This window comes from Mesorhizobium sp. M1182 (assembly GCF_040318335.1).
Lineage (GTDB): Bacteria > Pseudomonadota > Alphaproteobacteria > Rhizobiales > Rhizobiaceae > Mesorhizobium.
On record NZ_JAMYMD010000012.1, the window covers coordinates 106522 to 126006 of the forward strand.

Here is a 19485-nt window from a genome sequence, read left to right on the forward strand (position 1 = left end):
TCATGCATCCAGCCTTCTCCGTCGTCTTTTTCACCACGGCCACGGGCGCCGGTTACGGCCTGCTCGCGCTGCTTGGCGTGCTCGCTGGACAGGGCTTTATCCCGCCCGATTTCTGGCTTGGCCTCACCGGCATGGGGCTGGCGCTTGGCCTGATCTCGACAGGCCTGCTGTCGTCGGCCGGCCATCTCGGCCGGCCCGAACGCGCCTGGCGTGCCTTCTCGCAATGGCGTAGCTCATGGCTGTCGCGCGAAGGTGTTGCCTCGGTCGCCACCTTCGTGCCGGCGGGACTGTTCGGTATTGGCTGGGTGGTCCTCGGCCGTACGAGCGGCTGGGCGGCTGTCGCCGGGCTGCTCGCTGCCGTCGGCGCGGTCGCAACCGTCTGCACCACCGGCATGATCTACGCGTCGTTGAAGCCGATTGCCCAGTGGCACAGCCGCTTCACCCTGCCCGCCTACCTGGTCTTTTCGGCGATGACCGGCAGCGTACTGCTCAACGCCCTGCTGCAGGGATTTGCCGCAGGCTCGAATATGCTTCTGGCGGCTGCCCTGTTGCTGACCGCGCTCGGCTGGGGTTTGAAGCTGGCGACCTGGCGATACAATGACAGGCTGGAGATCCCGACCAACGCCAACACCGCAACCGGGCTTTCCGGCGGCACGGTGCGGTCGCTGGAATGGCCGCATACCGAGGAAAACTATCTGCTCAAGGAGATGGGTTTTCGCATTGCGCGCAAGCACAGCGCTAAACTCCGCCAGATCACGCAGGTGCTGGCCTTTGCTTTGCCCGCGTTGCTGCTGGTGGTGGCGTTCGCCTTGCCGTGGCCCTATGCGGCAGCACTGTCGATACTCGCCCCAATCGCCCAACTCGCCGGAATGCTGGTCGAGCGCTGGCTGTTCTTCGCCGAGGCCAAGCACACGGTTACTTTGTACTACGGCAGGTAGGTTCAGCCCGGCCTGAGCATCGCGTGGGAAATCGCGAAAATGCGCTCTGTGCCAAGCATATAGGCCATCAGCGTTTCGCGGCGGAACAGCCCGGCATAGGCGCGATCGAGCACGTTGAGCGAGCCGGTATAGGCGCCGAAAGCCGGCATGATCATGCGGCCGCCATCGCCGGCAAAGCAACGACGCCGCACCGAACGGCCTTGCTGCACGATGCGGGCGCAAGGATGCAGGTGACCTGATATCTCGCCTTCCGCCCTCACCGCCGAAGGCTCGTGCCGGAAGAGCAGAGAACCGATGGCCAATTCGCGCACGGTTTCGCCCGGCAGGTCGGCCGGTGCTTCCGGGTCATGATTGCCGGCGACCCAGAACCAGTCGCGCCCGACCATCAGCCCCTCCAGCCTTTGGCGAAAGCTCGCGTGCATACGTGCGGCGCCGCCGCCATCGTGAAAACTGTCGCCCAGGCTGATAACGATCGCAGGCTGATAATCGCCGATCACCGCCTGCAGCCGGAGCAACGTCGCACCGGTGTCGTAAGGTGGGACCAGCGTGCCGCGCCTGGCCAGTGATGAACCTTTTTCCAGATGCAGGTCGGATACGGTCAGAAGCCGGAATTCGGGAAAATAGAGCACGCCGCGACGGTCGCAGATCGCGCGTTCGCCGGCGATACGGACAGCGCCCGCATCCGCCAGAGGCGCAGCCATGGCGAGCGCGACAGTCATTTCGTCCCCATGGCCTCCTCGACCAGCGTGGCTGCATCCATCAGCAGCGTGTCATCGGCCTCGCCGTGCACCGGCATTTTGCCGATCTCGAGCATGATCGGCACGGCGAGCGGCGATATCTGCTCGAGGTTCTTATGCATGATTCGACCTTGGACGCGCGAGAGCATCTCGGCAAGTCTGCTGACATCCAAGAGACCGGTCGCGGCATCGGCACGCGTCGCCTGCAAAAGGATATGGTCGGGCTCGTGGCTGCGCAGCACGTCGTAGATGAGATCCGTCGACACGGTTACCTGGCGGCCGCTCTTCTCCTGCCCTGGGTGGCGTTTCTCGATCAATCCCGAGATCAGCGCGCAATTGCGAAAGGTGCGCTTCAACAACCAACTGCCGGCGAGCCAGGCTTCGAGGTCGTCGCCCAGCATGTCCTGATCGAATAGCGCAGCCAGCGACGGTTTCTTCGCCCTGAACATATGGCCCATATCGGCCAGCGACCATATGGCAAGCGCATAGTCGGTGGCGACGAAGCCGAGCGGCTTGGCTCCCGCCCTGTCGAGGCGGCGGGTGAGCAGCATGCCGAGCGTCTGGTGCGCCAGCCTGCCCTCGAACGGATAGGCCACCAGATAGTAGCGGTTGCCGCGCGGAAAGGTCTCGATCAGCAGATCGTCGCGTTTCGGCAGCACCGACTTGTCGGCCTGAAAGCGTAACCAGTCGGCGACCTGCTCCGGCAGCTTCTTCCAGCGCTGCGGATCGTCCAGCATGGCGCGGACCTGTTCGGCCAGGTACGTCGAAAGCGGGAATTTGCCACCACCGTAATACGGCACCTTGGCGTCGCTGCCGGGTGCATTCGAGACAAAGCACTCATTCTCGCGGATACCTTCGAAGCGCAGCACCTTGCCGGCGAACATGAAGGTGTCGCCATGCGTCAGCGTTTCGAGGAACGCCTCCTCGATTTTGCCCAGAACCCGGCCGCCACGCGAAGCCGCGCCTCTGCTGCGGGCCTGGACATAGCGGACGTTGAGCGCCGGCACTTCGATGATGGTGCCGACATTGAGCCGGTATTGTTGGGCGACGCGAGGATTTGAGACCCGCCACAGCCCGTCCTTGTTGAGACGAATACGGGCGTAGCGTTCATAGTTCTTCAGCGCATAGCCGCCAGTGGCGACGAAATCGATGACGCGATCGAATGTCGGGCGATCGAGATCGGCATAGGGTGCTGCCGTCCGCACCTCCTCGAACAGCGCATCGGCATGGAACGGCGCACCGCAGGCACAGCCCAGCACGTGCTGCGCCAGGACGTCGAGCCCGCCATCGACCAGCGGCGGCGTATCCTGGGCACCGAGATAATTGGCGTCGAGCGCCGCCCTGCATTCCAGCACCTCGAAGCGGTTGGCCGGTATCAGGATCGCCTTGGACGGCTCGTCCATACGGTGGTTGGCGCGGCCAATGCGCTGCGCCAGCCGGCTGGCACCTTTCGGCGCGCCGACATGGACGACCAGGTCGACATCGCCCCAGTCGATGCCGAGGTCGAGCGTCGACGTGGCGACGATGGCGCGCAGGGCGTTCTCGCCCATTGCCTTTTCGACACGCCGGCGCTGCGCGACGTCGAGCGAGCCGTGATGCAGCGCGATCGGCAAGGTCTCCTCGTTGACCCGCCACAACTCCTGGAACAGCAACTCCGCCTGGCTGCGCGTGTTGACGAACAGCAGGGTTGTCTTGTGGCGCTTGATCTCGTTGTAGATTTCCGGCGTTGCGTAGCGGGCCGAATGTCCCGCCCACGGCACGCGCTCCTCCGAATCGAGAATGGAGATGTCGGGCTTGGCGCCGCCAGTGACGACGATTAGTTCGGCCATCGGCCCCGGTGGATTCTGGCTGACCAGCCAGCGCCGCAATTCATCAGGCTCGGCGACCGTCGCCGACAGGCCTATCGTCTGCAGGGCGGGCACAAACGAGCGCAGCCGGGCCAGCCCGAGCGACAGGAGATGCCCGCGCTTCGAGGTCACCAGCGAATGCAATTCGTCGAGCACGACATAGCGCAGGTCCTCGAAGAAGCGCCTGGCATCGGGCGCGGCAATCAGCAGCGCCAATTGCTCGGGCGTGGTCAGGAGAATGTCGGGCGGCGCCAGCTTCTGCCGCTGGCGCTTGTGTGCGGGCGTGTCGCCGGTGCGCGTCTCGACGGTGACCGGCAGCCCGATTTCTTCGACGGGTTTGCCGAGATTGCGCTCGATGTCGACGGCCAGCGCCTTCAGCGGCGAGATGTAGAGTGTGTGGATGCCTCGATGCGCCTGCCCCGGCCTTCTCCTCGGCCGGCCGGCCAGTTCGGTCAGCGATGGCAAGAACCCGGCCAGCGTCTTGCCGGCGCCGGTCGGGGCGATTAGCAATACCGACCGGCCGCCCTGGGCTTTGGCCAGCAAATCGATCTGGTGGGCGCGCGGCGACCAGCCCTTTTCCGCAAACCATTTGACAAATGGCTCGGGCAGGACGACGGCGGCATTCTGTTCGGCAAGGCGCGGCTGCTCTGTCACGCGCCAGACGTAGCGCGGCGGCGCGCAATCGCCAAGCAGAATCAGAACAAAAGGTGATCGATTCGCGCTACGGCCGGCGAAACCCGGTCGGTCCGCCATAGAGATAGCCGATACGGGCGACCGCCTCCCTCAGTCCTTCACGCGACACCAGCATGGTGTGGCCGTTGGCGTGGATCATGGTCTCCGGATCTGTCATGATCGCGACGTGGCCTTTCCAGAAGACTAGGTCGCCGCGCCGCAACCCGGCAAAATCCGGCCCGGGTTCGAGCGGCTCGCCGACGGTCGCCGCCTGCATGTCGGTGTCGCGCAGCACTTGCCTGCCAGCCATGTGCATTGCAAGTTGCACGAGACCGGAACAATCGATGCCGAAGCCGGAGACGCCGCCCCACAGATAGGGCGTGCCGAGAAACGCCTCGGCGACCGCGACGTAGTCGGGATGAACCTCGGCGACCGGCCTGAGATGACCCGAGATGACCGCCTGGCCGGACGGCAGCAGAGCATAATGCGTGCCGCGCGTTTCCGCTGAGCCCGTCACCGCCACCAATGACCCCATCGAGAGCTCCCCGCTCACCGGGAACCGCAAATCCGGTCCCGGATAGAGGAAAGTGCGCGGCACCGAGACAACATGGGTGGGCGCATGCTCCCGACCGCCCAGCACGGTGTCGGCGACATAGCCGACATAGCCGTCGCGCTCGGCCTGTATCCAGGCCCAGCCCTCAACGTCCTCGAAGACGAGGACGTCTTCGCCGAACAGAAGCTGGGTATCGACGCCGGCGTCCCGCCGCGGCGCCTTGCGGATGTCGGCGACGGAGGCTGATATGCGAGCCGGCCGGCCGGCGACGAAACGGTCGGCGGCGACCTCGCCTCGCAGCCTGGCGTCGGCGAGATCGGAGCGGAAGGCATGGAGGCGGGCATCCCTGGCGGTCAAATCGGCAACTCGTTCAAATGGGCAACTCTTGGGCTCTGGCAATGATAACATCGCCAAAGCGCTCGACAAAGAGCGCGCCTTCGACTGTGCGCCTGACCAGCACGTTGCGCTTGTCGAGCTCGTCGCGGTGGCGCGACACCAGTTTCAGCGCCCCCATCGTGTCGAGCGCACGGGTGATCACCGGCTTGGTGACGTTTAGGCGGGCGGCTAACCCCCGCACCGTGTGCGGCGGCGGATCGAGATAGATGGTGAACAGGATCGCCGTCTGGCGCATGGTGAGATCGGGCGCGTCGTCGCGCACCTCCGACAGCACCACCTGTTGCCATAGTCGCAACGCTTGGCTTGGACGCATGATAATCGACATCCGTCCAGCATGTCGGAAAATTGTTTCGGTTCCGTTTCAGTCAATACCTTCGTCGGCTATGTCCTAGAATCAGCCGTAGCGGTTCGAAATGACCTGCTCCAGCGCCCGGATGCCTTGCGCTTCGCCACCGGCAAGGCCGTGCGGGCGGTCGAACGGGTTCCAGGCGAAGATGTCGACATGCGCCCAGCCGGCGGTCTTTTCCACGAAGCGCTTCAGGAAAAGCGCCGCCGTGATCGAGCCGGCGAAACCGTCCGGCGTGACGTTGTTGACGTCGGCCACCTTCGACGCCAGCTTGGCGTCATAGGGCTTCCACAACGGCATCCGCCATAGCGGATCCTCGACCGCAACGGAGGCGTCCGCCAGCTCGGATGCAAGCGTCTCGTCACCGGTATAGAACGGCGGCAAGTCGGGACCGAGCGCAACACGGGCAGCGCCTGTCAGCGTTGCCATATCGACCAGCATCTGCGGCTCTTCGTCATCGGCCAAGGCCAGGGCATCGGCGAGCACCAGCCGTCCTTCGGCGTCGGTGTTGCCGATTTCGACGGTAATGCCCTTGCGGCTCACCAGCACGTCGCCTGGCCGGAAGGCGTTGCCGGCTATCGAATTCTCGACAGCCGGGATGAGCACGCGCAGCCGAACCTTCAACCCGGTGGCCATGATCATGGAAGCGAGACCCAGCACGTTGGCAGCGCCACCCATGTCCTTCTTCATCAAAAGCATGCCCGAGGACGGCTTGATGTCGAGACCGCCTGTATCGAAGCAGACGCCCTTGCCGACCAGCGTTATCTTGGGGGCATTGCTCGGCCCCCAAATCATGTCGATCAGGCGTGGCGCGTCGGCAGAAGCCCGACCGACGGCGTGGATCATCGGAAAGTTGGCGGTAAGAAGATCGTCGCCTTTGGTCACCGATATTTCGGCCTTGTGCGTCGCGGCCAAGGTCCGGGCGGCCTTCTCCAACTGCCCGGGGCCCATATCGCTGGTCGGCGTGTTAACCAGATCGCGCGCCAGGAAAATGCCATTGGCGATGCGGCGGATGCGGGCAATGTCGGTGCCTGCCGGCAGCGCGAGGCGAAGCGTCTTGCCTGGCTTCTTGCCGTAGCGGGTGAAGACATAGCCGCCGAGCGCCACGGCGAGTGCCGTAAGCTCCGGCTTGGCCGGTGCGGACGCAAAATGCCACTCGCCTGCGGGCAAGGCTCTCGCTAGTGCGCCGATGGCCAGTGCGCCCTCGCCATCACCGGTGCCGAACAGGGCTCCGGCAATCGCGCCGTTGTCGCCAGGCACGATCAGCGTCCTGCCGGCCTCGCCGGAAAAGCCGTTGGCCTTGGCCCAGGCGACCGACGATGGCGCAAGGCCCGCCGCCGCCAGAGCATCCTTCGCCACCAGATGGACCGGCAGCGCATTGCTCAATTCTTTCTCGACGAGTTCGACAGGCATTCGCTGGCCTCCGGCTTCCGAGTCGGCGTTTCTTAACTCTCCGTTAGGGTTAACAGAATATTTCTGCGGGAGGAAAGATGACCTCGCAAATGGTCACGCGCATGAACGGAGCCCTGGTGCCGATGCCGACCAACCGCAGGATGAACGCCAGCGCAAACAGGCTGATCAGCACGGCGTTGATGATGGCGCTTGCCGCAGGCGTCGCCGGCTGCGGAACCAGCAAATTGACGACTGGCTCGATTTCTCGTCCAAGCGGCAAGCCGCTGGAAACAATGTCGGCGGGCGAACTGCACAACGCTACGATGGCGCTCGGCCAGTCCTATTCGAAAAACCCCAGCGACAAGCGGATCGCGACAAATTATGCCGCGGCGCTGCAGATGGACGGCGACGCAGACCAATCGCTTGCGGTGATGCGCAAGCTGGCGATCGCCCTGCCGAAGGACCGCGACGTGCTCGCCGCCTATGGCAAGGCGCTTGCCGCCAACGGACAGTTCGAACCGGCTCTCGATGCCGTGCGCCGCGCGCAGACCCCTGAATATCCTGATTGGAAACTGGTGTCGGCGGAAGCTGCCATTCTCGACCAGCTCGGCCAAAAGGACGAGGCGCGCCAAGGCTATCGCAAGGCGTTGGATCTCAGGCCGAACGAACCGTCGATCCTTTCCAATCTCGGCATGTCGTACGTGCTGGAAGGTGATTTGCGCACGGCCGAAACCTATATGCGCTCAGCCGCCCAGCAGCCGAATGCAGACAGCCGCGTCCGCCAGAACCTTGCGCTGGTCGTCGGTCTGCAAGGCCGTTTCGACGAGGCCGAGAAGATCGCCTCGCAAGAGCTGTCGCCGGATCAGGCGCAGGCTAACGTCGCTTACCTTCGCCAGATGCTGGCGCAGCAGAATGCCTGGAGCCAGCTCAAGGACCAGGACAAGGCAAAGCCCGCCACCAACTGACCGCTTCGAGCGCCGAACCGGCGCGCGAATTCCGCAACATGTCTAGCAAAGCCGCGCTGCACCGGCAGCGTGGCCCTGAATCGTATCAGCGTTTCTGGCAACGCCGCTGGCGCTACTCGCTGCTGGATTTCGGCTGGTCGCCAAAGATGCCGCGCTGGCTCACCTGGATGCCGGCGGGACCCAGAATGATGGCGAACAGCACCGGCAGGAAGAACAGGATCATCGGCACGGTGAGCTTCGGCGGCAGCGCGGCCGCTTTCTTCTCGGCGGCATTCATGCGCATGTCGCGGCTCTCACTGGCAAGCACCCGCAACGCATGCGCCACGGGCGTGCCGTAGCGCTCGGCCTGAACCAACGCCTGAGACACCGACCTGACGGATTCCAGGCCAGTTCGGCTTGCAAGGTTCTCGTAGGCCTGCTTGCGCTCCTGCAGATAGGAAAGCTCGGCGTTTGTCAGGATGAATTCTTCCGCCAATGCCACCGATTGCGCGCCGATCTCATCGGCGACCTTGCGAAGCGCCGCTTCCACCGACATGCCGGACTCGACGCATATCAGCAACAGGTCGAGCGCGTCCGGCCACGCCATCTGAATCGATTGCTTGCGCTTGGTAGCGCGGTTGTTGACGTAGAGCACCGGCGCGTAGAATCCCGCATAGGCTACCACGATGCACACGAACAGCTTCACGAAAAGCGGCTGCTCGGGCAATCCGCCGAGCACGAACAGATACATCGCCGCCAATGCAAAGCCGATGAAGGGCAGGACGAGACGGAAGAAAAGGAAGCGCGTCAGCGGATTTTGCCCGCGAAAACCCGCCACTTTCAATTTCTGCAAGGTACCTTCATCCGCCAGCGCACGCCTGAGATCCAGGCGATCGACAATATTGCGCATGCCGACCGACTGTTCTTCGCGCAGGCCCTTGCGGCGGCGGTCGGCTTCGACTGCCAGCCGCGCGCGCTGCTTGGCGCGCAGCTCATCGCGCTCCAGCGCTACGGATTTCATGCGCGCCTTGAGCTGGTTCCCGCCAAAAGCGGGCAGCAGCGTGAAGACGGTCGCAAACACCGCGATGCCGACCAGCAGTGCGATCAGCAGGGACGGGTCGGTGAGAGTTCTGATGACGTGATCGGTCATAGCGAGTCCTAGACTTCGAAATTCATCATCTTGCGCATTACCAGGACGCCCATCGACATCCAGATGCCGGAACAACCGAGGATCAGATGGCCGGTGCTGGTGATGAAGAGGGGCATGATGTAGTTCGGGCTCGTCAAATAGACGAGAAAGGCGACGACGAAAGGCAACGCGCCGATGATCACGGCGGATGCCTTGGCTTCCATGGACAATGCCTGGACCTTGGCTTTCATTTTCTTGCGGTCGCGAAGCACGCGCGAAAGATTGCCCAGCGCTTCGGAAAGATTGCCGCCGGCCTGAGACTGAATCTGGATGACGATGCCGAAGAAGCTCGCCTCGGTGCACGGCATCGTTTCTGGCATGCGCATGGCCGCGTCAGGGATCGACAAACCCATTTGCTGCGAATCGACTATGCGGCGGAACTCGGTCTTGACCGGCTCGGGGGATTCGTTGGCGATCAGACGCACGGCGTCGTTCAGCGGCAGGCCGGATTTTACCGCACGCACGATGATGTCGAGCGCGTTCGGAAATTCGTTGAGGAACGCCTTGACGCGGTGCGCGCGGCGAAACGAGACGAACCAGCGGGGCAGACCCAAGACGCCGACCAGCAGCGCAGCCGGCAAGATCAGCAACGGTGCGCCGATGAAATATACAAGAGCCGTCAATACGACGCCGCAGACCGCCGAGTAGACATAGAAGCGCTCAAGCGAGATCTTCATGCCGGCCTGGCGGATTTGGATCTTCAGCGGTGGCTTCTTGACCAGGCTCTGATTGGACTTTTGCTTTTGATCGAGATCCTTCAGCGAATCCTGGACGGACTTGCGACGCTTGGCCGCTTCCGCCACGCGATCGCGCGACGCCTTGACGACGGAACGATCCGTCTCGGCGGTCTTGATCGATTCAAGCCGCTTGCCGACCTGCTTCTCGGTGCTGATCCGGTTGAACAGGAAAGCATAGGCCACCGCGCCGGCGCTGAAGCCGGCGAGCACGACGAATGCCAATACGGTGCCGTCAATTCCGAACATCGACCCTGGCCCCCACGCTTCCAGACGGATCAATCAGCGCGTTTCTCCATCGCCTCGAGCGCAACCGCGAGGCGCTGCTCCTCACCGTAGTAGCGGGCGCGCTCCCAGAAATGCGGACGGCCGATGCCAGTCGACACGTGCTCGCCCAGCAGCCGGCCGTTCGCGTCCTCGCCCTTGATGTTATAGAGAACGATGTCCTGGGTGATGATGACGTCGCCTTCCATGCCGATCACCTCGGTGATGTGGGTGATACGCCGCGATCCGTCGCGCAGGCGTGCAGCCTGTATGATCACGTCGACGGAGCCGACGACGATTTCGCGCACGGTTTTTTGCGGCAGCGTGTAGCCGCCCATGGCGATCATCGACTCTATGCGGTTGAGGCATTCGCGCGGGCTGTTCGAGTGGATCGTTCCCATCGAGCCGTCATGGCCGGTGTTCATCGCCTGCAGCAGGTCGAACACTTCGGGTCCGCGCACTTCGCCGACGATAATACGTTCGGGGCGCATGCGCAGACAGTTCTTGACCAGGTCGCGCATGGTCACTTCGCCCTCGCCTTCGAGGTTGGGCGGACGGGTTTCGAGACGCACCACATGCGGCTGCTGCAATTGCAGCTCAGCTGAGTCCTCGCAGGTGATGACGCGTTCTTCGCGGTCGATATAGTTGGTCAGGCAATTGAGCAGCGTCGTCTTGCCTGAGCCGGTACCGCCCGAGATGACAATGTTGCAGCGGACACGCCCGATGATCTTGAGAATCTCGGCCCCTTGCGGAGAAATCGAACCGAACTTGACCAGCTGGTCGAGCGTCAGCTTGTCCTTCTTGAACTTGCGGATGGTAAGTGCGGTGCCGTCGATAGCCAGGGGCGGTGCGATGACGTTGACACGGGAGCCATCAGGAAGACGCGCATCGCAGATCGGGCTTGATTCATCGACGCGGCGGCCAACCTGGCTGACGATACGCTGGCAGATGTTGAGGAGCTGCTGGTTGTCGCGGAAACGGATGCCGGTCTGCTCGACCTTGCCGTTGACTTCGATGTAGACGTTCTTGGAGCCATTGACCATGATGTCGGCAATATCGTCGCGGGCAAGCAGTGGCTCCAGCGGCCCGTAGCCCAAAACGTCGTTGCAGATATCCTCGAGAAGCTCTTCCTGCTCGGCGATGGACATCGCGAAATTCTTGATCGCGATGATGTCGTTGACAATATCGCGGATTTCCTCGCGCGCGCTTTCGGGATCGAGTTTGGCGAGCTGCGACAGATCTATCGTATCGATGAGTGCGGCGAAGACCTGGCTTTTGGTGTCGTAGTAGGTTTCGCTCTTTTGGCGCTGGATACTTTTCGGCTCCGGCGCCAATGGCGGCGGCTCGACCGCACGGCGAACCGCCGGCGCGGCAGGCGCGCCGGATGGCGGCAGCGCCGCCGGCCTGGCAGTTACAGCCGCTTCCACAGGGTTTGCGGCCGCCGGCGCAGCAGGCGCGGGTGCTGGCTGACGGAATTCCGGAATGGTCCGGTTGCCGTCGTCGCTGCCTCTTTTACCAAACATGATCGCTTACCAATTCCACCGCTGAGGCATCACTTCTTGTTGCGCGAAAGCTTGCCGATCAGATTGCCGAGGCCAGCCTTTTTCTTCACCTTGATTTCGCTGCGCCCTGTCAGCACATGGGCGATCTCGTTGATCGTGGCGACAACCGGACTCTTGGCATCCATCTCACCGAGCATACGTCCGTTGTTGGCAGCATTTCCGAACAAAAGCGGCTCGAACGGGATGACCGACATCGGCGAAAGGCCGAGCGATTCGGAGAAGTCGGACGGCGTAATCTCAGGACGTTTCGGCACACCGGCCTGGTTGATCACAAGCTTTGGCGCGGGGTCGTTCGGACGAAGCCGCTTCAGCATGTCGACCAGGTTCTTCGTGTTGCGCAGATTGGCAAGTTCGGGCGTCGCCGTGATGACGATCTCGTCGGCCTTGACCAGCGTGTTCTTGGTCCAGCCGGCCCACACGTGGGGAACATCGAGCACGAGGAGCGGCGCGCTACGCTGGGCTATGTCGATAAGCTGGGTGAAGGCGTCGGGATCGAAATCGTAGACCCGCTCCAGGGTCGAAGGGGCCGCAAGCAGCGACAGGTGCTCGGCGCATTGGGCGAGCAGCCGGTCGAGATAGACCTCGTCGACGCGTTCCGGCGAGAAGACTGCCTCGGCAATGCCTTGCGCCGGATCCTGGTCGAAATTGATATTGGCCGTTCCGAAGGCGAGGTCGAGATCGGCGACAACCACTTCGGATTTGAAAAGGGACGACATGGCCCAGGCCACATTATGGGCTATGGTCGAGGAGCCGACGCCGCCTTTGGCGCCGATGAAGGCAATCGAGCGGCCGATCGGCTCAGCTTCCGGATCAACGAAGATCGAAGACACCACGCTGACTATGTCGGCCATCGATACGGGCGCGATGACATACTCGGAAATGCCCGAACGGATGAGTTCGCGATACAGGCCGACATCGTTGTAGTGGCCGACAACCACCACCTTGGAGGTCGGGTCGCAATGCTCGGAGAGCTGGGCGAGTTGTTCCAGCAACAGCTTCGGCTCGCTGCGCGATTCAAGCAGGATCAGGTTCGGCGTCGGCGCCGACTGATAGAATTCGATAGCGGTGGGGATGCCCCCCATATGCACCTTCAAATGGGCCTTGGCCATGCGGCGATCCTCGCCGGCGCGCTCGACCGGATTGGCTACGCCTTCGGTCTCGCAAAATGCCTGGATCGAAATGCGCGGGATCGGCCGCAACGCCTGCATCGCGGCAATATCCTGCTCCGAGGTTTCGCCGCCCGGTACCTCTGTGTCATAGGCAAGATTGCTCATTGTCATCACTTTCCGTGACTTGCGCGGCTTAGGGTTTGTTGAGCCTCAACACTCGTTAATATTCGACTTCCGAATTGCCGAGGAATTCGTCCGAAATACCTCTGTCACGATAGACGTCGATCACCGCGCCGCGATTTTCCGCGTCGATCGGCGTCGGCTTGCGTGGCCCGATCAGATCGGACGGATTGGCCATCTGGGCAGCCAGGTTGTTCTGATACGAACAGCCGAAATCGGCATAGTGCTTGTTTTCCGAAGTCTGCAGCAGGTCTTCGGGCCAGCGCCCGCATTTATCCGTCTGAGCCTTCACCGAGACGTAGGCAACACGAACCGGTGCAGACGCTTCGGCCGAAACAGACTGATAGGACCGCATGTCGATCCGCTTCCGGCTGATGCCGCTGGCTATGGCCAGCCTGGCGAAATCGCGGCCGGCCGCGGCCGCTGCGATTTCGTTGGCTGAGCCGCTCGGAATCTCGATCGTCAGCACCGGAGCCGCGCTCCTGTCGTATCCGTCCAGGAAGCCCAGGAGCGTGTCACGTTGGGATCTGGTCATGCCACGGTCGCCGGCGCCGACCGGAAGGTCGATCTTCTGTACCTTCTCGGCTATGACGATCGGATGGGTGGTGCGATAATCGTCCGGTATGGCACCCACCGTGACGCTGTCGCGATTGGCGCAGCCGGCCAGCAATGCCGCCATCGCGATCGCCATAATGGGAACGGCCGGCCGCCAGATTCGCGAATGGACTGACCGCGTCGCGGTGATCGCCCGTGCCTTCGATGTTGCCTTAGACATGACCGCTTCCCCGCTTACTTGTAGATAAAGCCGACAACGCCGTGGTAACGGCCGTTGGGCTTGTCGGTCTGCATGGTGCCGTAGACACGGTTGACGCGGCCAAGGAAAATGCCGGCGCCATCGCTGGCGGCGTTGAAATTGTCATCCGGCTTGGCAAGATCGTTGCGCGCCACCGGCTTCACCAGATAGGGCGTAATGATGATGACGAGCTCGGTCTCGTTGCGAACGAAATCCCTACTGCGGAACAGCGCGCCAAGCACTGGAATCTTTGTCAGACCGGGCAAGCCGTTGACAGCTTGCCTGAGATCATCGCGGACAAGGCCGGCAATCATCATCGAGCCGCCCGAAGGCAGTTCCACTGTTGTGTCGGCCAAGCGCTTGCGGAGCGACAGGGCATTCATGCCCGGGCTCGTTACGCCTTCGGACAAAGACACAGATCCCTCCGTTGTCGGCTCGGAAACCGAGGTTCTGACTTTCAGGCTGATACGGCCGGGAGACAGCACCACAGGCTGGAATTCCAGGCCAATGCCGTATTCGATCTTCTCGACCGAATACGTCTTCAGACCGGTCTGGTTATCGTTTGATACGGCTTGGGAAACGCTGGTCACCATGTTGTATTCGCCGCCAACCTTGAAGGTCGCCTTCTCGCCGGATACGGCCGTCAATGTTGGTTCGGCGAGGGTTTTCATGACACCGGACTGTTCCATGGCATTGATGTAGGCCTGCAGCGTCGAGCTCCCGATAGAGAGGCCCGAGTTCGACAGCGACTTGCCCAAACCAGTGAAATTGTCGCTTACCGCGCCCCAGCTGATGCCGTTGCTGCTGCCGTTGCCCACCATGTTGACGCCGAGCTGCTTCATCACCGAGCGGCTGACTTCCGCGACCGTCACCTTCAGCGTCACCTGGTCGTCGCCGATGATCTGCAGCAGGTTGACGATCTTGCTGACGCGGCGCTCGGCATCCGGGTTATCGATCGCGACGCCGGCTTCAGCCGAACCGCCGGCAGCGGTCTGCGAATATTGACCCGTGGTTGCCTCGCCGCCGGACACGAAAATAGTTGCCAGATCGGCCGCGCGCTTGGCGTCCAGAGGAGTGTCCACGGTTCCGGTCAGGACGACGTTGTCGTTCAGCAACTCGACCTTGACCTCCGATGACGGGATGAAGCGCTTGATATAATCCTCCAGCCCGGCGACGTCACGTTCGACCGCTAGGTCAAGGCTGACGATCTGCTCGCCATTCGGGCCAAAGACGAAGATATTTGTCTCGCCGACCGCCTTTCCAAACAGATAGATGCGCCTGGCGGTGCGGGTCACCGCGTCGGCTACAGCGGGGTTGGCGACGAGAATGTCGTAGGCATCGCTCGGGAGGTCGATGACCACCGACTTGTTCAGTCCGAGCTTAACCCGCTGGGTGGCGGTCGAAGCCGTCACCCTGGCATTGCCTGCCGCATTGGCATCGACAATGCCATATGCACTCGTTCCAAGGAGAAACAGGCCGATCGCCGCAGCCAGGATGGGCGGCAGTTTGGTCTTTAGCCTCATTTCCTTGCCCCCACTTCGGAAACTTCGCCCGACTTGATCAACCGCACGGTTCCGCGCCGGCCATTGCCGGAAACCAGGTAATCGGCTTCGCCCACATTCTTGTCCTGACTGTCCTTGATCGAGCGCAGCGCCAATGTCAGGCGATCCGCCATCTGCTGTGCGACGGTGATGATCTCGGACTGCTGCGGCGTCAGTTCCAGGGTGGCGGTCTGGCCAACCCTGGTCTTCTTACCTTCCTCGTCCTCCTGAATGGTCTGGTCGATCGCCAGGACGCGAATGTTCTTCAGGATAGTTTCGGTCGTGAAGCCCGGACCACCGCCGTTGGCGGGATCGGCTCTGCGGGTCATGATGACGTCGACGAAATCGTTGGGAAGAATAAAGCCACCGGCCGAGGTGTCGGCCGAGATGCTTGTGGCAACGGCCCGCATGCCGGAGGGCAGGATCGACGACATGAAGCTTTGCCCTTCACCGATCAGCTTCGAGCGCCGCAGCGGCTCGCCGGCGTAGAGCGCCACGCGAGCGACGGCGCCCTTCAGCTTGTCCAGCGCTTCAGGCTCGGCGGCGCGGGTGATGAAATTTGCGTTGATGCCTGCGGACGGCCATGACTCCCAGGAAATGTTGTTTTCAAGCGGACTGCCCATCGGAACGTCGCCGGAAAGAACAAGCACATCCTGCAGCGCGATCGCCGGCGCCTGAGGACCGGAATCGACAACCGGAGGCGGCGGAGCCACGACCATGTTCTTCGCGACATAGCCTGCACCACCGGCCGCGGCTATCGCCACGCTCAGAATAATCAATCGGGATGCTGGCATCTGTCCGAACCTCGCCTTGGCAAACCACGTAGCCAAGCGGGACTTTGCAGCGGCAATCGTCAAAACAAGGTTAATGTTATACTTACGATCGTGATTAATTTAACGTTTATATAAATTGGATCGACAAGCCCGGCCCGAAGGAAAACGTGGCCAACTCGCCTGCTCGGCGCCAACCGCGTAAAGTGAACTTCAGCCCGCCAGCCTGGTAAGTCCCCAGGCCATCAATGGCGAGTCGGAATAGGTGAGCAGACCGCCAATGCCAAGCGCGATGCCGTACGGAACGCCGGTCGCCTCATCGGCGAAATGGCGCAGGAACGGATTATGGCTTGTGACGGCGGCAAGCGGCGATTTTCGATAGGCGAGGATGGCTAGCGTCAGCAGGCCGCCGATGAATGTCGAGGCGACGAGGTATTCGATGAGATGGATGTTCAGTCCCATCCACATGGCAGTGGCAGCCAGAAGCTTGGCGTCGCCGCCGCCCATGCCGCCCAGCGCGAACAGGCCGAACGTCACCGCGAGAACCAGGCCGGCGGCGGCGAAATGCCAGCCATAGGTGGCCCAGTCCATACCGGTCAAAGGCGCAACCAAGGCGAAGACGACCACAAGCAACACCGGCACGCGATTGGCGATCGTCATCGAAAGCATGTCGGAGATCGCGGCAAAAAGCATGCAGAACGGAAATACGACGAAGATCACGGCTTCAAGCATCGGCGCGCCTATGACCCAATTGCATCTGGCCCCCAACCCAATCCTATTCGACTAACGACTGATGAGGCGCAAATTTCAATTCATACCAGGACTAAATAAGGGCCGCCAGTGCGGCGGCCCTTATTTCAGAACAACCGAACCCGTTACGGTCAGCTACCGTTCACCTTAGTGGAGATGGCGGTGAACTTGGCGTTCAGCGAGTTGCCGAGCTGGCCGGCGCCGACCATGATGGCGAGTGCGATAAGAGCGGCGATCAGACCGTATTCGATAGCGGTCGCGCCGGATTCGTCCTTCACAAAACGTGCGATGAGGTTAGACATTCGAGCTCCTACTCCAATTGTTACAGCACTTCCGTCAACTTCTCTTGGTGGCTGATCGGATACTGCGAATCTAAGGAGAAGCTGTTTCAATCGGCTTAATAAACAGGCTTACCGATTCCTTTCCCGCTTCGACGACATTGCGTGGTTAACCCAGAACTAAAATACCCGCCGCCAGGGCCTCGGCCGACAAAAGGCGCAACAGGCGCAATTCGGCAAAGACGTTTCAGCCGTGCCGGCTAGGCCCAATGCCGGTTCCGGCTTGATCCTGAATTCCAGCCGCTTAACGGTTGGTTCACCAATCTCGTTCATGTTCCGTTGAACAGTTTGCCAGGGGGCGCCTCAATGGCCGGGCCGAGATCATCATTTCCAGTTGCCGTGCTTTTTGCCGCAGCGGCTTTCGCCTTTCCAGCCAAGGCCGGCGCCGGCATCGAGGTGACGATGAACCAGGCAAAGATCATCAAATTGTCGCGCGCCGCCGATACGATTGTCGTCGGCAATCCGGCGATCGCCGACGCCTCCGTGCAGGACGCATCGACGATCGTACTGACCGGCAAGGGATTTGGCGTCACCAATCTCGTCGTCCTCGACCAGCAGGGCAATCCGATCGTCGATGAGCAAATAACCGTCGTGCGCCAGGCAGCGTCGTCGGTGCGCATCTATCGGCGTTCCGAAGTACAGACCATGTCCTGCGCGCCATATTGCGAAAGCTCGTATAAGAGCGATGCCGAGAAGGCCTCTGAAGCCGAAATGAGCGCCGTGCATTAGCTAGCCGACGTCTCCGTCTTTGGCGGGAACGTGCTTCGGTTATCGCCGGGTTAAGGCCTTCCCGTTGAATTTAACGGTCATTCCAACCGGACTTCAATCGGTTCCGACTAAGGGTGGACCGATACAGAAGCGGCATCGGCGGGCAGCGGACATGAGCAAGGCAGGACGAGCAGGCTCTCCAAGACGGTTTTTGGGCGACCGCCGCGGAAGCACGGCGATCGAATTCGCCATGCTTGCAATTCCTTTCGCGCTTCTTGTCTTCGCCATCCTGGAGAGCTGCATTTCTTTTGCCGCACAGGAAGTGATGGCAAACGCAACCGACGACATCGCGCGCCAGCTGCGTACCGGCCAATTAAGACCGACCGATGTGTCCGGCACCAAGCTGCGGGATATGATCTGCACCAAATTGGAGATCATGGTCGCGAAGACCTGTCCCGGATTGCTGGTGGACTTGCGCGAATATCCGACCTTCGCCGATGCGGCGCTGGCCGGTTTCAAGATCCAGGATGGCGACGTCGTGCTGACCAAAGGCACGAGCACACAGACCTTCACCGTCGCACCTGGCCTGGCGGAGTCGAGAAACATGCTGCGTGTTTTTTACAAATGGCCGGTGATGACCGACTTCATGGCCAAATCGATGGCCAACCTGAAGGACGGCAAAACGCTGCATTTTGCTTCGATCACTTGGCAGAACGAGCCGTTCGACAACTGAACCACGTAGTCGCTTGAAAAGGGCAAAGCCATGATTCGTGCGGGGGCACAGCTGGGCATCGCAGGGATTTGTACAAGAGCAGTCCGGCTTTGCTCGGACCGCCGCGGTATTGCGGCTGTCGAGTTTGCCCTCATCGTGCCTGTCCTGTTGATCATGTACTTTATGACAATGGAGGCCTCGCAAGCCATCGAGACCAGCAAGAAGGTCAGCCGCATCGGCAGCATGGTAGCGGACCTCGTCACGCAGCAGCAGACCGTCAAGGCGGCCGATGTCGATGCCATCATGGCGATCGGCAGTTCCACGCTCCAGCCCTACAACCGCTCGAAACCGAAGATCATTATCACGGCGATACAGGTGACCAACGAGACGACGCCGAAAGTCCTGGTCGTGTGGTCGCGCAAACTGGTCGATGGCGTCTCTAGCGTCGACGCTGTCAAGGATTCCACCACAACGGTCCCGAGCGCGCTCAAGATCAAAGGCACGTTCCTCATCCGGGTCGAAAGCGATCTCGCCTACAAGCCAATCATCACCTGGTCGGCGGACGGCCAAAGCCGGTTCGGGTTGAGCTCGGTCTTCAATTCGATATCGATGGCGGAAACATATTATCTGCGGCCGCGCAGGAGCCCGACCATTCCGTGCAGCGATTGCTGACGCCTGAAGCCCGCTAACCGGTCTGTTGCTATTGCTTGCGACCGCGGGCCGAGACTAGACGCACTATGGCTGCAGCCAGCACATCCCTCGGACCGGCAACGGTTCGACGACGATACCGATACGGAACGTTCCGATAATATCGCGCCACCGGCTCGCGCCAGGTTTGTGCAAGACGCATCCAGCAGCAAAGCCAGTACGTCGGCGAATGCTGTCAGGGCAAGCCTCATGCGAGCTCCGCGCCGCGCATTTCCATCCGCAGATCGACCATGCCGCGATTCGTCTCTCCGGGACCAGCACGCCAAGCCGTGCTGTTTGGGTTTCCGAATTGCCAATGGCGG

The 19485-nt window shown here is 61.7% G+C and carries 19 protein-coding genes; 5 read left to right on the forward strand and 14 right to left on the reverse strand.

Going from position 1 to position 19485, the window contains the following annotated elements; all coding sequences use genetic code 11:
* Positions 1–2: 2 nt before the first annotated feature.
* A complete protein-coding gene (locus tag NKH33_RS16815; RefSeq protein ID WP_352920660.1) occupies positions 3–938 on the forward strand; it encodes a dimethyl sulfoxide reductase anchor subunit family protein in 936 nt (311 codons plus the stop codon).
* Between the two features lie 2 nt (positions 939–940).
* Here NKH33_RS16815 and pdeM read toward each other — a convergent pair whose 3' ends face one another.
* From pdeM to NKH33_RS16840, 5 genes are all read right to left on the reverse strand, one after another.
* Positions 941–1657 (reverse strand): ligase-associated DNA damage response endonuclease PdeM, encoded by a 717-nt coding sequence (gene pdeM, locus NKH33_RS16820; RefSeq protein ID WP_352770805.1) that lies wholly within the window; start codon positions 1655–1657, stop codon positions 941–943.
* Positions 1654–4176, reverse strand: a complete 2523-nt coding sequence (locus NKH33_RS16825; RefSeq protein ID WP_352920662.1) for a ligase-associated DNA damage response DEXH box helicase — start codon at positions 4174–4176, stop codon at positions 1654–1656. Before NKH33_RS16825 ends, pdeM begins: the two co-directional genes overlap by 4 nt.
* 67 nt (positions 4177–4243) lie before the next feature.
* Complete coding sequence (locus NKH33_RS16830; RefSeq protein WP_502901244.1) at positions 4244–5155, reverse strand: C40 family peptidase; 912 nt, start codon at positions 5153–5155, stop codon at positions 4244–4246.
* Positions 5118–5468, reverse strand: coding sequence for a MarR family winged helix-turn-helix transcriptional regulator (locus NKH33_RS16835; protein ID WP_023676939.1), 351 nt, complete (start codon positions 5466–5468; stop codon positions 5118–5120). Before NKH33_RS16835 ends, NKH33_RS16830 begins: the two co-directional genes overlap by 38 nt.
* Positions 5469–5537: 69 nt before the next feature.
* Positions 5538–6902: a leucyl aminopeptidase family protein gene (locus tag NKH33_RS16840; protein ID WP_352920664.1), complete on the reverse strand. Its 1365-nt coding sequence runs from the start codon at positions 6900–6902 to the stop codon at positions 5538–5540.
* Positions 6903–7024: 122 nt separating this feature from the next.
* Between NKH33_RS16840 and NKH33_RS16845 the strand changes: the two genes are divergently transcribed.
* Positions 7025–7846, forward strand: a complete 822-nt coding sequence (locus NKH33_RS16845) for a tetratricopeptide repeat protein (RefSeq protein WP_352448681.1) — start codon at positions 7025–7027, stop codon at positions 7844–7846.
* A gap of 112 nt (positions 7847–7958) precedes the next feature.
* Here NKH33_RS16845 and NKH33_RS16850 read toward each other — a convergent pair whose 3' ends face one another.
* The 9 genes from NKH33_RS16850 to NKH33_RS16890 all read right to left on the reverse strand — a co-directional run bounded on the left by NKH33_RS16850 (position 7959) and on the right by NKH33_RS16890 (position 17019).
* Positions 7959–8975, reverse strand: coding sequence for a type II secretion system F family protein (locus NKH33_RS16850; protein WP_023676936.1), 1017 nt, complete (start codon positions 8973–8975; stop codon positions 7959–7961).
* An 8-nt stretch (positions 8976–8983) separates the two neighbouring features.
* Positions 8984–9997, reverse strand: coding sequence for a type II secretion system F family protein (locus NKH33_RS16855; RefSeq protein ID WP_352685699.1), 1014 nt, complete (start codon positions 9995–9997; stop codon positions 8984–8986).
* Positions 9998–10026: 29 nt separating this feature from the next.
* A complete protein-coding gene (locus NKH33_RS16860; protein ID WP_352448622.1) occupies positions 10027–11535 on the reverse strand; it encodes a TadA family conjugal transfer-associated ATPase in 1509 nt (502 codons plus the stop codon).
* Between the two features lie 29 nt (positions 11536–11564).
* Positions 11565–12848: a CpaE/TadZ family protein gene (locus tag NKH33_RS16865; protein WP_352621909.1), complete on the reverse strand. Its 1284-nt coding sequence runs from the start codon at positions 12846–12848 to the stop codon at positions 11565–11567.
* A gap of 55 nt (positions 12849–12903) precedes the next feature.
* Positions 12904–13638: a CpaD family pilus assembly protein gene (locus NKH33_RS16870; RefSeq protein ID WP_352541279.1), complete on the reverse strand. Its 735-nt coding sequence runs from the start codon at positions 13636–13638 to the stop codon at positions 12904–12906.
* 14 nt (positions 13639–13652) lie between these two features.
* Positions 13653–15179, reverse strand: coding sequence for a type II and III secretion system protein family protein (locus NKH33_RS16875; protein WP_352920667.1), 1527 nt, complete (start codon positions 15177–15179; stop codon positions 13653–13655).
* Complete coding sequence (gene cpaB / locus NKH33_RS16880) at positions 15176–15991, reverse strand: Flp pilus assembly protein CpaB (protein WP_023676931.1); 816 nt, start codon at positions 15989–15991, stop codon at positions 15176–15178. The genes NKH33_RS16875 and cpaB overlap by 4 nt, the downstream gene beginning before the upstream one ends.
* Positions 15992–16180: 189 nt before the next feature.
* Positions 16181–16699, reverse strand: coding sequence for an A24 family peptidase (locus NKH33_RS16885; protein WP_352541278.1), 519 nt, complete (start codon positions 16697–16699; stop codon positions 16181–16183).
* A 149-nt stretch (positions 16700–16848) separates the two neighbouring features.
* On the reverse strand, positions 16849–17019 hold the full coding sequence (locus NKH33_RS16890) for a Flp family type IVb pilin (protein ID WP_023676929.1): 171 nt from the start codon (positions 17017–17019) through the stop codon (positions 16849–16851).
* 342 nt (positions 17020–17361) lie between these two features.
* On the opposite strand from NKH33_RS16890, the gene NKH33_RS16895 reads away from it, so the two are divergent.
* The 3 genes from NKH33_RS16895 to NKH33_RS16905 all read left to right on the forward strand — a co-directional run bounded on the left by NKH33_RS16895 (position 17362) and on the right by NKH33_RS16905 (position 19147).
* Entirely contained in the window at positions 17362–17784 is a 423-nt protein-coding gene (locus NKH33_RS16895) for a pilus assembly protein N-terminal domain-containing protein (RefSeq protein WP_352613897.1), read from the forward strand.
* A gap of 151 nt (positions 17785–17935) precedes the next feature.
* On the forward strand, positions 17936–18496 hold the full coding sequence (locus NKH33_RS16900; protein ID WP_352541276.1) for a TadE/TadG family type IV pilus assembly protein: 561 nt from the start codon (positions 17936–17938) through the stop codon (positions 18494–18496).
* A 30-nt stretch (positions 18497–18526) separates the two neighbouring features.
* On the forward strand, positions 18527–19147 hold the full coding sequence (locus tag NKH33_RS16905; protein WP_023676926.1) for a TadE/TadG family type IV pilus assembly protein: 621 nt from the start codon (positions 18527–18529) through the stop codon (positions 19145–19147).
* Positions 19148–19485 lie beyond the last annotated feature (338 nt).

Coding starts and splice junctions, on each gene's coding strand:
- NKH33_RS16815 (WP_352920660.1), top strand. CDS start 3: ATGCATCCAGCCTTCTCCGTCGTCTTTTTCACCACGGCCACGGGCGCC.
- pdeM (WP_352770805.1), bottom strand. CDS start 1,657: ATGACTGTCGCGCTCGCCATGGCTGCGCCTCTGGCGGATGCGGGCGCT.
- NKH33_RS16830 (WP_502901244.1), bottom strand. CDS start 5,155: ATGTTATCATTGCCAGAGCCCAAGAGTTGCCCATTTGAACGAGTTGCC.
- NKH33_RS16835 (WP_023676939.1), bottom strand. CDS start 5,468: ATGTCGATTATCATGCGTCCAAGCCAAGCGTTGCGACTATGGCAACAG.
- NKH33_RS16840 (WP_352920664.1), bottom strand. CDS start 6,902: ATGCCTGTCGAACTCGTCGAGAAAGAATTGAGCAATGCGCTGCCGGTC.
- NKH33_RS16845 (WP_352448681.1), top strand. CDS start 7,025: ATGCCGACCAACCGCAGGATGAACGCCAGCGCAAACAGGCTGATCAGC.
- NKH33_RS16850 (WP_023676936.1), bottom strand. CDS start 8,975: ATGACCGATCACGTCATCAGAACTCTCACCGACCCGTCCCTGCTGATC.
- NKH33_RS16855 (WP_352685699.1), bottom strand. CDS start 9,997: ATGTTCGGAATTGACGGCACCGTATTGGCATTCGTCGTGCTCGCCGGC.
- NKH33_RS16860 (WP_352448622.1), bottom strand. CDS start 11,535: ATGTTTGGTAAAAGAGGCAGCGACGACGGCAACCGGACCATTCCGGAA.
- NKH33_RS16865 (WP_352621909.1), bottom strand. CDS start 12,848: ATGAGCAATCTTGCCTATGACACAGAGGTACCGGGCGGCGAAACCTCG.
- NKH33_RS16870 (WP_352541279.1), bottom strand. CDS start 13,638: ATGTCTAAGGCAACATCGAAGGCACGGGCGATCACCGCGACGCGGTCA.
- NKH33_RS16875 (WP_352920667.1), bottom strand. CDS start 15,179: ATGAGGCTAAAGACCAAACTGCCGCCCATCCTGGCTGCGGCGATCGGC.
- cpaB (WP_023676931.1), bottom strand. CDS start 15,991: ATGCCAGCATCCCGATTGATTATTCTGAGCGTGGCGATAGCCGCGGCC.
- NKH33_RS16885 (WP_352541278.1), bottom strand. CDS start 16,699: ATGCTTGAAGCCGTGATCTTCGTCGTATTTCCGTTCTGCATGCTTTTT.
- NKH33_RS16890 (WP_023676929.1), bottom strand. CDS start 17,019: ATGTCTAACCTCATCGCACGTTTTGTGAAGGACGAATCCGGCGCGACC.
- NKH33_RS16895 (WP_352613897.1), top strand. CDS start 17,362: ATGGCCGGGCCGAGATCATCATTTCCAGTTGCCGTGCTTTTTGCCGCA.
- NKH33_RS16900 (WP_352541276.1), top strand. CDS start 17,936: ATGAGCAAGGCAGGACGAGCAGGCTCTCCAAGACGGTTTTTGGGCGAC.
- NKH33_RS16905 (WP_023676926.1), top strand. CDS start 18,527: ATGATTCGTGCGGGGGCACAGCTGGGCATCGCAGGGATTTGTACAAGA.